Below are 13705 nucleotides of genomic sequence, written 5' to 3'. Positions count from 1 at the left end.
ACGTCCTGCCCGCCGCCGCGGCACAACTTCACCTCGCTGCCGCGCATCCGCTCCGAGCGGCCGGCGCTGGACCTGCACCACCCGGAGCTGGCCGCGGAGTCCCCGCAGCAGTCCCCGGTCGACGACGGCGCCATCGCCACGCGGAAGGGCTGAGCATGAAACTCTCCATCAAACTGTTCATCCTCATCGGGGGCTTCAGCCTCCTGGTGGCCGTGGTCTACGGCTTCCTCACGCGGTTCGACGAGCTCGTCGGGTTCCCGGCGCTGCTGGCCGTCGGCGCCATGTCCTTCATGCTGGCCGTCTACCTGTGGCTCGTGAACCGCAACACCGGTGGCGTCCTCCCCGAGGACAAGCTCGACGGCGAGATCGTCGAGTCCGCCGGCGAGTACGGACACTTCTCCCCGTGGAGCTGGTGGCCCCTGCTGCTCGGGACCGGCTGCGCCCTCGCGTTCACGGCGCTGGCCATGGGCTGGTGGATCCTCGGCCTCGCCGCCCCCCTGGCGGTGCTCGGCCTGGTCGGTCTGATCTTCGAGTACTCCCGCGGCGACCACGCCCACTGACACGGGCGGCTGAACGCCGACCGTCGACAAGGCCCCGGACACCCCAGGTGTCCGGGGCCTTTCGCGTCCCCGCGCTGCGGGCGGCCGTGGCCCGTCCCGGGGGAGACCTGAGCGGGCCACAGCGTGCCTCGGGCACGAAGCTGACGGCGGGGGAGCCGCTGCCGCGGCAGGCCCTTGAGCAGGCCGGCGACGACGCTCCGTGCGACGGGTGCCTGGTGCCCCAGGGCCCGAGGCAGAACCTCGGGTGGAGCCAGGGCCGGGTTCCCGGGAACCGGGGCCCGCTGCCGCCCGCGACCTCGACGACACGGTCCGGAGCAGCGGCCCGGTCACTCCGCCACGAGCGGCCCGGTGCGTCGTCCAGAGGCTCCGGTGCGTCGTTCAGGGGTTCCGGCGCGATCGGACGGACGATGCCGGATGGCACGTGGTGCACCGGTCGAAGGTCGAGGCGCACGACCATCCCCGGGCGGTGCACCCTGGCGACCGTCCGTACTGCGTCCTCCGCCTGGTCATGGTGCGCCTCGAGCGGCTCGGTGTTCCGCGCGGGACCGTTCTCGACGCTGACCGGGTCGTCACCGCCGCGCCGCAGGCTCCGCGATGCCAGAGGACACGGAGCGTCCTCCCGCGTCCGTCCGGTGCCGGACCAGCCCGCCGGGCCTGGGGGCCGCCGGAGACGCCTCGGAGACGCCGGCGAGCACGGCGGCGACAACCGCCCCCGGTCGTCCGGGCCGCCCCGGCACGGGCTCTCAACGACCGCGCGGTGGCCATGGCGCATCTCCACGCCCGGCCCGGTGCATCGACCGGTGCCGATCCGGGCGCGGGCTCCAACGGTCCCGGGCTGGTACCGGTCGCTGCGGCCGCAGCGTCCCGCCAGAAGGGCGTGGACGCGGTCCTGCGGGCCTCCGGGGCAGCAGACCCGGGAGACTGCGGTTCGCAGATTCTGTCCCGCCGGAACGGCGCTGAGGGCCGTCGGAGGAGTACTGCGGTCATGTCTCCGATGTGTCCGACCACCGACGACGGATCCACAGATGCGACAGGGCCCCGAGAGGAGTGATCCTCTCGGGGCCCTGTCAGGCGTGCTGCCGGCTCAGCGCACGAGCTCCCGGTCCTGGGAACCCGTGGTGAGGGCGTCGGCCTCGTGGTGGTGGTGCGCCGCCTCGAGCTCGGCGGGGGTGACGGGGGCGACACGGTCCTCGAAGAAGAAGCGGCTGATCCGCTCGCGCGTCTTCTCCGTGGCCGTGATCTTGCCCTTGGCGTTCGGCTGGGCCGGCTCGACCTGGTAGTCGGGCATGTTGACCAGACGGTACCGCTTGTACTCGTCGAGGGGCTCGTGCACCTCGATGAACTCACCGTGGGGGAGCTGCTGCACCCGTCCGGTCTCCCGGCCGTGGAGGACAATCTCCCGGTCCTTGCGCTGCAACGCCAGGCAGATCCGGCGGGTGATCATGAAGGCCAGGATCGGGCCCAGGAAGTACAGGGCGCGCAGCCAGTACAGGACGTCGTTGACGGCCAGGTTGAAGTGCGTGGCGATGAGGTCGCCGCTGGCCGCGATGAGCATGATCGTGTAGAACGTCACGCCGGCGGCGCCCATGGCGGTCCGGAACGGAGCGTTCCGGGGACGGTCGAGGATGTGGTGCTCCCGGTCGTCCTTCGTGACCCAGCGCTCGATCCAGGGCCACGCGGCCATGAGCCCGAAGAGCACCGCGAGCGGCGCCATCGGCAGCAGCACGTTCATCGGGATCGACATGCCCCAGAACGTCCACTCCCAGTTGAACGGCCAGGTGCCGGGCATGAGGCGCACGGCGCCGTCGGTGAAGCCCATGTACCAGTCGGGCTGGGAACCGGCCTGCACCGGGGAGGGATCGTACGGACCGTAGTTCCAGATCGCGTTGATGGTGGTGGTGCCCGCCATCAGGGCCATGATGCCGAACACGATGAAGAAGAACCCACCGGCCTTCGCCGCGTAGATCGGTCCCACGGGGAAGCCGACGACGTTGTTCTCGGTGCGGCCCGGGCCGGGGAACTGGGTGTGCTTGTGCACCACGACCATGAACAGGTGGACGACGATCAGCATCAGGATGATCGCCGGGATCACGAGCACGTGGAGGATGTAGAGGCGCGCGATGATGTCGTGGCCCGGGAACTCGCCGCCGAACAGGAACATCGACAGGTAGGCGCCCACGATGGGGAGTGCCTTCAGGATCGCGTCGGCGATGCGCAGCCCGTTGCCGGAGAGCACGTCGTCGGGGAGCGAGTAGCCGGTGAAGCCGGCGACGATCGCGAGCAGGAACAGGGCGACGCCGACGAGCCAGTTGAGCTCGCGCGGCCGGCGGAAGGCGCCCGTAAAGAACACGCGCAGCATGTGCACGGACACGGCGGCGGCGAAGACCAGCGCGGACCAGTGGTGGATCTGGCGCAGGAAGAGACCGCCGCGGATGTCGAACGAGATGTCGAGCGAGGACGCGTAGGCCGCGGACATCTCGACGCCCTGCATCGGGACGTAGGAGCCCTCGTACTCCAGGGCCGCCATCGACGGCTCGAACCACAGGGCGAGGAACGTGCCGGAGAGCAGCAGGATGACGAAGGTGTACAGCGCCACCTCTCCGAACATGAAGGACCAGTGGTCCGGGAAGATCTTCCGGCCGAACTCCTTGACGATCGGCGACATGCCGACACGGGTGTCGACGAAGTTGGCGATCCGGCCGGTGCTCGTCTGGGGCTTGTACTCGTAATCAGTGGACGTGGACATCAGTTCGCCTCACCCTGCATCTCCTCGACATGGGTACCGCGCTGCGAGTAGGTCGGACCGACCGGCTCCTGGAAGTCGCTGCGGGCCACGAGGTAGCCCTCGTCGTCCACAGTGATCGGCAGCTGGGGAAGGGGCCGGGCAGCCGGCCCGAAGATGACCTCGCACTCGTTCGCGAGGTCGAACGTGGACTGGTGGCACGGGCACAGCAGGTGGTGGGTCTGCTGCTCGTAGAGCGCGACCGGGCAGCCGACGTGGGTGCAGACCTTCGAGTAGGCGAAGATGCCGTCGACGTTCCAGTCGGCCCGCTCGGGCGAGACGTTGACGGTGTCCGGGTCGAGGCGCATGAGCAGCACCACGGCCTTGGCCTTCTCGTCGAGGTAGCCCTCGTTGTGCCCGATGGCGCTCAGGTTCTCGGGGACCACGTGGAACGTGGATCCGAGGGTGACGTCCGAGGCCTTGATGGGGGTGCCGGAGGGATCGCGCACCAGACGGATCCCCTCGTCCCAGAGGGTCTCCTTGAGGACGTCCAGATCGGTCGGGCCGAGGTCCCGCAGCAGGCCGACGAACGGCAGGGGAGCGAGCACGGCCGCGCCGATGAGGGTGTTGCGCAGCAGCGGCCGGCGCTTGATCCCGGACTCGTCGTAGATCGTGGTCAGGATGCTCTGCGCCTCGGCGCGCTGCTCCTCCGTGCGCACCGCGTGCCGGTTCTCGACCAGCTCGTGGTCCGGCATGAGCGTGCGGGCCCAGTGGACGACGCCGAGACCGATGCCGAACATGCCCAGGGCCACACCGAGGCCCAGCAGCAGGTTCTGGAGCTGCAGGGCGCGTGTGGGCTCGGTGTTCGTGACGTCGTAGATGGGACCGTCGACACGGATGCCGAAGTACCCGACGAAGAACAGGATCGAGCCGAGGATCGAGATCAGGAACAGCAGGACGACCTGCCGTTCGGCGCGCTTGGCGGCCGTGGAGTCGACGTCCGTCAGGCGCGGGCGGTGCGGGGGCAGTCCGGGGTCGGGGAAACGCTCCATTGCCGTGGTGCCCGTGGTGGCAACGGTTCCCGACTGGTGGGGAGTGCCGTCACTGTGGCTTCCCATGTGGTCCCTCATTCTTCTCTTGGTGCAGTTGATCGTAGCTTCGGGGTCCGACATCCGCTGCCGGCACGGCCCGTCAGGCGGAGCGCGAGGTGAGCCAGACGGTGAACCCGATGATGACGGCGAGGCCGATGGTCCAGACGAACAGGCCCTCCGACACCGGGCCGAGGGCGCCGAGCCCGAAGCCACCGGGGTTGGGGCTGTCCTCGAGGGTCTTCAGGTACGTGATGACGTCCCGCTTCTCCTCGGGGGTGATGTTCGCGTCGTTGAACACCGGCATGTTCTGCGGGCCGGTCTGCATGGCCGTGTAGATGTGCCTCTCCTCGACGCCCATCAGGGAGGGGGCGTACTTGCCGCGGGTCAGCGCGCCGCCGGCACCGGCGGCGTTGTGGCACATGGCGCAGTTCGCGAGGAAGACCTTGGCACCATTGGCGGCGTTGCCCTGGGAGACGTCCAGGTACTCCTCCTCCGGCAGGCCGGGGCCGGCCCCGAAGGTGGCCACGTACGCGGACATCTGGCGGACCTGCTCGTCGTTGAACTGGACCGCCTTCTGCTCGGCCTGCGGGCCGTTGGCCTGCATGGGCATGCGGCCGGTGCCGACCTGGAAGTCGACGGCGGCGGCACCGACGCCCACGAGCGAGGGACCGGAGGGGGTTCCGGCGCCGTCGAGGCCGTGGCAGGTGGAGCAGTTCGCGACGAACAGCTTCTCGCCCTCCTCGATGTCCTGCGCGGTGTAGGACTCGGTCTGGGCCTTGGCCTCGTTGGTGGTGGTGGCGACTGCATAGAGCCCACCGCTGAGGAGCAGGGCCAGGACCATCAGGACCAGGACGGCCAGAGGGTGGCGTCGCTGCTGCGAAAGTGCCTTCACGTCAAACGTTCCTTTAACTCGGTGTTGGTTTGCTTGGTGCGTCCTCCGGGCGGCGCGGCCTACCGGAGGAAGTAGACCACGAGGAACAGCACGATCCAGACGACGTCCACGAAGTGCCAGTAGTAGGACACGACGATCGCCGAGGTGGCCTCGAAGTGCCCGAAGCGCTTGGCGATGAAGGCACGCCCCATGATGAACAGGAACGCGATGAGACCGCCCGTCACGTGCAGGGCGTGGAAGCCCGTGGTGATGTAGAAGGCGGAGCCGTAGGAGTTGGCCGGGATGCTGATGCCGTGGGCGACCAGCTCCGCGTACTCGAAGGACTGCACCGCCACGAAGATCGCGCCCATGATGAAGGTCAGGGCGAACCACTCGATCATTCCCCACCGGCGGACGTCGAACAGCCCGCCGGCCCGGCGGGGCTGGAGGCGCTCGGCCGCGAAGACGCCGAACTGGCAGGTCACCGAGCTCAGCACCAGGACGATGGTGTTGGCGAGGGCCAGCGGGATGTTGAGCTTGGCGGACTCCTCGGCCCAGAGCTCCGGTGCGGTGGAGCGCAGGGTGAAGTACATGGCAAAGAGGCCGGCGAAGAACATCAGCTCGGAAGCGAGCCACACGATGGTGCCCACTGAGGTGAGGTTGGGTCGGTTGATCGACCCGCCTACCGGCTTGGCTGGGGTATGGGTTGCAGTCGTCACAGAGACATTATGTCGCCAAAACTCCCGGTGGACCAACCAGGGGCGGGGTCGGGCGGTTCGCGTGTCCGGGTGGCGGGGGCCCCCGCTGACGAGCCGCGCCGTCTCCTCGCGCGTCCGGGCGCGGGAGGCCGGGGATCAAGGGGCCTCCGAGCCCGGGATGTGATCCGTGTCACAAGTCCTCGGCGAGGGGCATCCTCCGCCCGGCCGCCCGTTCGGGCCGGTCCGGCGGCGGGCGATACGATCGGGGGCGTGAACACGACGACACCGACGACCGCCCCGCACTTCGAGTGGCCGGACCTGATCACCGCCCTGATCTCCGGCACCGATCTGACCCGCGACCAGGCCTACTGGGCCATGGACACGATCATGTCGGGCGAGGTGTCCGACGTCGTCATCGCCGGCTTCCTCGTGGCACTGCGGGCGAAGGGGGAGACGGTCGAGGAGCTGACCGGGCTGGCCGACGCCATGGTGGGCAACGCCCGGCCGGTCGACATCCCCGGCCCGGCCCTGGACATCGTGGGGACCGGCGGCGACCGGCTCTCCAGCGTCAACATCTCCACGATGTCCGCCCTCGTGTGCGCGGGCGCCGGGGCCAAGGTCGTCAAGCACGGCAACCGTGCGTCGTCCTCGAAGTCCGGCTCCGCCGACGTCCTGGAGGCGCTCGGCGTGCGGCTGGACCTGCCGGTCGAGATGGTGGAGTCCGCGGCCCGGCACGTGGGCATCACGTTCCTCTTCGCCCAGACCTTCCACCCGTCGATGCGCTTCGCCGCGGCGGCCCGGGCGCAGCTGCGCGTGGCCACCGCCTTCAACTTCCTGGGGCCGATCACGAACCCGGCGCGGGTCGAGGCCTCGGCCGTCGGTGTGGCCGACCGCTCGCTGGCGCCGCTGATCGCGGGCGTCTTCGCGGCCCGCGGCGACCGGGCCCTCGTCTTCCGGGGCGGCGACGGCCTCGACGAGCTCACCGTGACGGCGCCCTCCGAGGTCTGGGAGGTCCGGGACGGGCGGGTCGACCACCACGACCTCGAGCCGCTCGACCTCGGCATGCCCCGGGCCACGATCGAGGACCTCCGGGGCCAGGACGCCCGGTACAACGCGGGCGTGGTCGAGCGGGTCCTGGCGGGGGAGAAGGGGCACGTGCGCAACGCCGTGCTGCTCAACTCCGCCGCCGGCCTCGTGGCCTTCGACACCGGCGCCGAGGGGTCCTTCCGGGACCGGATGGCCGCGGCGGTGCGGCGCGCGGAGGAGTCGGTGGACAGCGGCGCGGCCCGCGCCGTCCTGGACCGCTGGATCGCCCACACCGCGCGCTGAGGCGCCGCGCCGGCGGAGGGCTGACGACGACGGAGGCCGGCGGGGCGTTCCCCCGCCGGCCTCCTGCTGTCCGTGCGCTCGACCGCCGCGCGGGCTCCGGCCCGGCGGCACGAGGCCGGGCGACCGGTGCCCGTCAGTCGATGCCGAGCGAGAAGGCCGCCTCCAGGTCGTGCTTGCTGTAGGTCCGGAACGCGATGTTGGTGTTCGTGCCCACGACGCCCTCGACCTTGGAGAGCCGGTCGGCGATGACGTCCGCGAGGTCCTCGTGCCGGTGCACGCGCACCATCGCGATGAGGTCCCAGTCGCCGGTCACGGAGTACACCTCGCTGATGCCGGGGATGTCGGAGATCTGCTCGGCGACCTCGGGGATCCGGTCGGCGGAGGTCTTGATGAGGACGATGGCGGTGAGCATGGAGCACCTTTCGCGGGAGCGGGGCCGGCAGGACCGGCGGGACGGAGGGGTCAGCGCGGACGGCGGGAGCGGGCCGCGCGCAGCCCCGAGACCAGGGCGCGGGGGCCCAGCAGGAAGACGCCGAGCACCGCGAGCGTGACGAGGACGAAGCTCGGTGCCGTGCCCTCGCCGACGAGCAGGCGCAGACTCATGCCCACGGCCACGGTCGTCGACCACAGCGCGACGCCCCTCGGCCAGACGGCGAACGGGGCGCGGTGCACCCGCCACCCGATCCAGCCCAGCAGGAGCCCGGCCAGGAACGGCCACGCCGTGATGAGGAGGCCGGCGGCGTCCAGGGCGTGGGTGCTGCGGCCCAGGCCGGCGAACAGCAGGACGAGCAGCACGTCCACGGTCAGCGCCGCGGCCCAGGGACCGGAGTGCGTGGTGCGTTCCTCGGGGCGGGCGGTGAGGAGGGCGGACGTGTGCATGCTGGCAGTCTAGTGCGACGTCCACGGGTCGCGATCCGGGACTCCCGAAGCCTCAGGTGCACCTTGAGGGTTGAGGGCTGCGGGCGACAAAAGTCTCAACCTTCCACCAGGGGTCGATGGTCCGGGCCCGGAAGACAGGGAGGGATGCCGGGCCGCCTCGGGTGCCGGACTCGTGTCGGAATGCGGGACGGCGGGGTGGTTGAGGAGTACCACATCCTCGTGCGGCGCGGCGTCCCGGTGGAGCGGCCGGTGCGACGAGCGGCGGAGGTGTGTGCGACAGGGGATGCTCGGGAGTGGTACATAGCGGGTGGAACGGGCCGGAGGGGAGCCTTCGCTCCACGCTACTTTACATAATGTCGATTATCGGCGCTTAAGTAGGACGAGTAGAAACAGGTGCGAGAACTCGTCCCACTCTGCCTACGGGCGTCTGCCCAGGCGGTGACAGGGTTCGTAGCGGACCGGCGGGGTCGTCGAGCTCAGCGCGCCGGCGTCGTCCGTGCAGGCCGGCATGGAGAACTCTCGTTTAATGAGAGATTCGCGCGTACGGTGTGGCCATGGAACGGCTTCCGGGGCACGTGCCGGGGTTCTTGGTCGATGACAGTGTGGGGTTGCTGCGGGCCGAGGACCGGGTGTTCGAGGCGATGCTGGATGGGTGGCGGGCCCAGCAGCTGGCCCGGGGTCTGAGCCCGGCGTTCATCCTCGCCTCGTGCCGGTTGGTGGCCCGGTTCCAGGAGCACGCCAATGAGTACCCGTGGCGGTGGTCGTCCCATCACCTGGACGAGTTCCTGGCCGATCGGCGCAACAAGGACCGCCCGGTGAGTCTGGCGACGCTGCGGGCCAATGCCGGGGCGATCCGGATGTTCTGCAGCTATCTCACCGACCCCCGGTACGGCTGGGCGGGTTTCTGCGAGCAGGTCTTCGGGGACGTGCCCGCCCAGGTGGTCTTCGAATGGAACGCTCCCCGGCACCGGGTCGATGACGCGGTGCCCCCGGCGCGCCGGTCGTTCACCAAAGTCGAACTGCAACGCTTCTTCGACACCGTCGATGATGTGGTCGACGCCGAGTACGCCAAAGGGTCCAAACGGTGGCTGCCGGCGCTGCGGGACTCGACCGCGTTCAAGGTCGCCTATGCCTACGGTTTGCGTCGCCGGGAGCTGGCGATGCTGGAGTACGTCGACTTCGGCCCCAACCCACACGTACCCGCCTACCAGGGCTTCGGCGCAGTGGAGGTGCGCTGGGCGAAAGGGGTGGCCGGGTCGGGCCCGCGCCGGCGCACCGTGCTCACCGTCCCGGAGTTCGACTGGGTGGTCGACCTGCTTCAGTTCTGGCTCTCCCCCGCCGGCCGGCCACGGTTTGCCACCGCGGATCGCTCGGCCCTGATGTGGCCCTCGGAACGGGCCGGGGCCGCGGCCGTGCGCAGCTTCGACCGGTCCTTCCAACGGGTCCGCCAGCTGGCGGGGCTGCCCGAGGAGCTGTCGCTGCACGGGCTGCGCCACTCCTACGTGACGCATCTGATCGAGGCCGGCTACGACCCGTTGTTCGTTCAGCAGCAGGTCGGACACAGCTACTCCTCCACCACCGCGCTCTACACCTCGGTCTCGGCCGACTTCAAGCACAAGACCGTGCAGAAGATGATCGCCGCCCGGCTCGCCACCCCCCACGAGGAGACCCCCTGATGCCTGAACAGCGACGCATCAGCTACCGCTGGAACCTGCGGAAAGTCATGGCCGAACGCAACCTGTGGAAGACCACCGAGCTCATCCCGCTGCTGCGCTCCCGCGGAATCAACCTCTCCAACGCCCAGGTGCACCGGCTGGTCACGACCACCCCGGAACGCATCCCAGCGCGCACCTTCGCCGCGTTGTGCGACATCCTGGACTGCTCCCCCAACGACCTCTTCGAGCCCTACCTCGAGCTGCGCGCCGCGGCCACCGCCAACGCCCCGGCCCGACCGCAGGACATCGGCATCACCCCGGGCCAGCCCATGGCCCGCCGGATTCACCTGGTGCCCGAGGAGACCGACGAGTCTCCGTGAGCAGACCCCGCCCACCCAGTGACCCGGTGACCTGGCCGACCCCGTGCACCCGTTGCCGGGGCCATCACCAGATCGTGGTCACCTGGCCCGACGGGCCGGTGTGCCGCTACTGCTACCAGGCGGCCAAACGCACCACCGGCACCTGCGCCTGCGGCCACGTGGGCGTGCTGCCCGGGCGCCGCGACGGGCACCCGGCCTGCCGCAACTGCACCCGGATCAGCCTGAACCTCGACTGCCTCACCTGCGGGGCCGAGGCGGAACTGCACTCCCACGGCCAGTGCTGGGCCTGCGTGCTGGCCGCCACCGTCGACCGGCTGCTCACCGACCCGCGCACCGGCCAAATGCACCCGGCCCTGGCCCCGGTGGCCGCCGCGCTGAAGACGATGTCCCGCCCCAACAGCGGGCTGACCTGGCTCAACCAGGACCACGTCACCGCCTTCCTCACCAACCTGGCCGCCACCGGCGACATCACCCACGAGGCCCTGGACGCCCTGCCAGCTTCTCGCACCCGCGACTACGTCCGGGGCCTGCTCATCACCCATGGCGCCCTGCCCGCCCGGGACGAACTGATCATCCGCTACGACGCCTGGGCCACCACCGCACTGGCCCGGGTCACGACCGGCGACCACCGCGAGGTCGTACGACGCTTCATCCGCTGGCACCACCGACGTCGCCTGCAGGAGATGACACCGGTGCCCTACGGGGCGTTCCTGCGGGCCAAGCAGTCCGTCACGGTGGCCATCGACTTCCTCAACTGGCTCACGGATCACGGAATCCAGCTGCCGGACGTGCACCAAGCCCATCTGGACCAGTGGCAGGCCCACGGACCCACCACCGGCGAAATCGCCAGCGGCTTCCTGAGCTGGGCCATCACCTCCCAGCTCGTCGACCCCGCCCTCACCATGACGCCGCACCGCCGCGGCACCAGCCCCAGACTCAGCCTTCCCAACCAGCACCGCGCGCTTCACCAGGCCACCGTCAGCGCAGATTTGCCGACCCGCGACCGCGCCGCGGCGATCCTTGTGCTCGTCTTCGGCCAGCAGATCGAAGACATCGTCAAGCTGACCTGGGAAGACGTCACCGTGACCGACGAGCTGGTCACCATCACCCTCGGCGCCGACCCGATCGCCCTGCCCACCCCGCTCGACGAACCCTGGCGCGCTCTGGCGGCCGCACCGAGCCACGACGCCACCGCCGCACACCCGAACAGCCCGTGGGTGTTCCGCGGCAGCTTCCCCGGCCGGCATCTGCACGCCGGGCACCTCAGGAACCGGCTGAGAACACACTTCAGCGCCCGGGCGGCCCGACTGGGCACACTGCACGAACTGACCAAGCATGCCCCTGTGGCAATCATCGCCGACGCCCTCGGCTACGCCCCCACCACCATCGCCCACCACGCCACCGACTCCTCAGCCGGCTACGCCCAGTACATCGCGGCCATCCGCGCCACTCAGAAGATCGAGCCGGCGCCCTGATCCCGCCAGAGGCCTACTCGTCCTCCTTCAACACGTCTCACTACCGGTCTACGGAGCAGGCTGTCCGGGGGGCAGCGCTCAGCATCCGTGTCCGCGCACGCCGTCGTTCCGGCTGTTCCGGTGAGCTCCGGACGCTCGGCTCTGCCGTGACGACACGACCCCGTCCTGCAGCGCGGATTCATCGCGCGGCTCCGGGGCCGGCAGGAGCGACCCGCCGTGAGATCCCGGACGACGACGGGCCGGTGGGCCGTGGGCCTCTCCGCCGCCGGGCTCGTGCTGGGCTCGGTCGCGCCCGTCCTGACAGTCGTCCGACAGGACACTGGCACCGAGCCCGCGCTTGTCGTCGTCGCGCCGATGCTCGCAGCACCGTTACGACACGGCGGACCGGCCGTCCCGCTCCGAACAGACCGGCGCCTCTCCCCTGTCGACGCCGTCAGCAAGCCGATGTCCTCGTGTTGCGCCGCCCGGCCCTCCTTTTGTGGCCACTTGTGGGGGGATTCCCCCGTCGACCCGGCCTCGGGGGCCGGCCGCCGATACGCTCGCCGTGGCCGACCTGAATTCGCGTCGGCAAATTCTTGGTTCAAGGGGAGGACATCCGTGGGACGACGGAACACTGTGATCGTGACGGACGGCCGGGGGCGCCGGCTGGCGACCTCCGTGCTGGCCCTGTCGGTGCTGGCCCTGGCCGGCTGCGGACAGGACGACGCCTCGGACGCACCCCCCGCGACCGCCTCCGGATCGGTCGCCCTCTCCCCCTCGCACGGCGGCCTGCAGGGCGGGAACCTGGTCCTGGCGGACACCGGCGGGGGCACCGACGGCCCGGTCACCGTCCGCTTCGGCGAGACGGAGGTCGAGTGCGAGTTCGACGACCGCTCCGCGCGCCACGCCTGCGTGGCCCCGGCCCGCGGGACCCCGGGCACGGTGGAGGTCTCCTTCGCGTCCGGCGGGAGCGACGTCGGGGAGAAGACCGCCTACACCTACACGACGCAGGGCACGCAGGACGTCCCCCTCCTCACGGTGAACACGGAGACCGTGCGCAGCAACGCCGAGGCGATCCGAGCCGACTTCCCGTCGAACGTCCAGCTCGGCGCCGTGCTCAAGAACGGCGAGCCCGTGGACGTGTTCGGCAAGGTCATCGAGGACGCCGCCGAGGTCGACTACATCTTCGTGCCGAAGCTCGACGACGCCATCGCCCTGCGCGAGGCCGGCGTCGAGGCGAAGATCGCGGTGCTCTACGTCGCCCAGATCGAGGACATCCCGCTGCTGATGCACTACGACGTGGAGGTCGCCGCCACGGACCCCGCCTGGGTCGAGGCGGCGGAACAGGTGCTGTCCACCACGGGAGGGACGCTGAAGGTCCACCTGTGGGTCGACACGGGGATGGGGCGCGAGGGCGTCGTGCCCGAGGAGGCGCTCCCCCTGGCCCGAGCCGTCGAGGACGCCCCGCACCTGGAGCTCGCCGGCATCGCCACGCACTTCTCCACCGTCACGGCGGAGGACAAGGACGCCATCGAGCGCAACGACACGGCCAACACCACGGTGGCCCAGAAGAACCGCTTCGACGGTGCGGTGGCCGCGATCCGGGACGCCGGCCTCGGGCAGGACGCCCTGATCCACGCGGGGGCCAGCGACGTGCTGGACCAGGAGATCGACTCCCTCTACTACGACCTGCTGCGGGTCGGCGGCATGTTCTTCGCCAGCAGCCCGCCGGAGACGACCCTCTACTCCTGGACCACGGAGCTGAGCCAGGTCAAGACGCTCCCCGCGGGCTGGTGCATCGACTACGGGTGCACCGAGCCGACCACCGAGCCCAAGAAGGTGGGTCTCGTCAACCACATCCCGTCCCGGGAGAACGAGCTGACCTACACGGTCGGCGGCAAGCAGGTCCCGGTGCTGCTCGACCACGGCACAGTCCTGACCCTCGACCTGTCCGAGGTGCCGGAGGCGGCCGCCGGGGACGAGGTGGCCATCGACTTCAGCGCGGAGGCCTTCCACCTGCTCGACGCCACCGCGCCGCTGCCGGTGACGACCACCGGCAGGTGACC

At 70.3% G+C, this 13705-nt stretch carries 12 protein-coding genes; 6 read left to right on the top strand and 6 right to left on the bottom strand.

What is annotated here, in order from left to right; translation table 11 throughout:
• Positions 1-155 precede the first annotated feature (155 nt).
• Positions 156-560 (top strand): cytochrome c oxidase subunit 4, encoded by a 405-nt coding sequence (locus CRM73_RS00940; protein ID WP_017834559.1) that lies wholly within the window; start codon positions 156-158, stop codon positions 558-560.
• Positions 561-1644: 1084 nt separating this feature from the next.
• Here the strand turns inward: CRM73_RS00940 and CRM73_RS00935 are convergent.
• From CRM73_RS00935 to CRM73_RS00920, 4 genes are all read right to left on the bottom strand, one after another.
• Positions 1645-3306, bottom strand: coding sequence for a ubiquinol-cytochrome c reductase cytochrome b subunit (locus tag CRM73_RS00935; protein ID WP_095651088.1), 1662 nt, complete (start codon positions 3304-3306; stop codon positions 1645-1647).
• Positions 3306-4400: a ubiquinol-cytochrome c reductase iron-sulfur subunit gene (locus tag CRM73_RS00930; RefSeq protein WP_176475324.1), complete on the bottom strand. Its 1095-nt coding sequence runs from the start codon at positions 4398-4400 to the stop codon at positions 3306-3308. Before CRM73_RS00930 ends, CRM73_RS00935 begins: the two co-directional genes overlap by 1 nt.
• 73 nt (positions 4401-4473) lie before the next feature.
• Positions 4474-5265 carry a c-type cytochrome gene (locus tag CRM73_RS00925; RefSeq protein WP_095651090.1) on the bottom strand — a complete coding sequence of 264 codons (792 nt, stop codon included), beginning with the start codon at positions 5263-5265 and terminating at the stop codon, positions 4474-4476.
• 59 nt (positions 5266-5324) lie between these two features.
• Entirely contained in the window at positions 5325-5963 is a 639-nt protein-coding gene (locus tag CRM73_RS00920) for a heme-copper oxidase subunit III (RefSeq protein WP_081994597.1), read from the bottom strand.
• Between the two features lie 249 nt (positions 5964-6212).
• Here CRM73_RS00920 and trpD point away from each other — a divergent pair, with 249 nt between their 5' ends.
• A complete protein-coding gene (trpD, locus tag CRM73_RS00915) occupies positions 6213-7271 on the top strand; it encodes an anthranilate phosphoribosyltransferase (protein WP_095651091.1) in 1059 nt (352 codons plus the stop codon).
• A 133-nt stretch (positions 7272-7404) separates the two neighbouring features.
• Here trpD and CRM73_RS00910 read toward each other — a convergent pair whose 3' ends face one another.
• Positions 7405-7683, bottom strand: coding sequence for an Lrp/AsnC family transcriptional regulator (locus tag CRM73_RS00910; protein WP_017833527.1), 279 nt, complete (start codon positions 7681-7683; stop codon positions 7405-7407).
• A 50-nt stretch (positions 7684-7733) separates the two neighbouring features.
• Positions 7734-8150: a DUF3054 domain-containing protein gene (locus tag CRM73_RS00905; RefSeq protein WP_095651092.1), complete on the bottom strand. Its 417-nt coding sequence runs from the start codon at positions 8148-8150 to the stop codon at positions 7734-7736.
• A gap of 554 nt (positions 8151-8704) precedes the next feature.
• Here CRM73_RS00905 and CRM73_RS00900 point away from each other — a divergent pair.
• The 4 genes from CRM73_RS00900 (at position 8705) to CRM73_RS00885 (ending at position 13703) form a co-directional block, all read left to right on the top strand.
• Positions 8705-9826 carry a site-specific integrase gene (locus CRM73_RS00900; protein WP_229586463.1) on the top strand — a complete coding sequence of 374 codons (1122 nt, stop codon included), beginning with the start codon at positions 8705-8707 and terminating at the stop codon, positions 9824-9826.
• On the top strand, positions 9826-10185 hold the full coding sequence (locus CRM73_RS00895) for a helix-turn-helix transcriptional regulator (protein ID WP_229586461.1): 360 nt from the start codon (positions 9826-9828) through the stop codon (positions 10183-10185). Before CRM73_RS00900 ends, CRM73_RS00895 begins: the two co-directional genes overlap by 1 nt.
• A 74-nt stretch (positions 10186-10259) precedes the next feature.
• Positions 10260-11660 carry a site-specific integrase gene (locus CRM73_RS00890; RefSeq protein WP_229586459.1) on the top strand — a complete coding sequence of 467 codons (1401 nt, stop codon included), beginning with the start codon at positions 10260-10262 and terminating at the stop codon, positions 11658-11660.
• Between the two features lie 621 nt (positions 11661-12281).
• A complete protein-coding gene (locus CRM73_RS00885) occupies positions 12282-13703 on the top strand; it encodes an alanine racemase (protein WP_229586457.1) in 1422 nt (473 codons plus the stop codon).
• The last annotated feature ends 2 nt before the right edge of the window (positions 13704-13705 follow it).

This window comes from Kocuria sp. CCUG 69068 (assembly GCF_020833785.1).
Classification (GTDB): domain Bacteria; phylum Actinomycetota; class Actinomycetes; order Actinomycetales; family Micrococcaceae; genus Kocuria; species Kocuria rosea.
The sequence above is the reverse complement of the archived record's forward strand: the minus strand, read 5'-3'. Positions and strand labels throughout refer to the sequence as shown.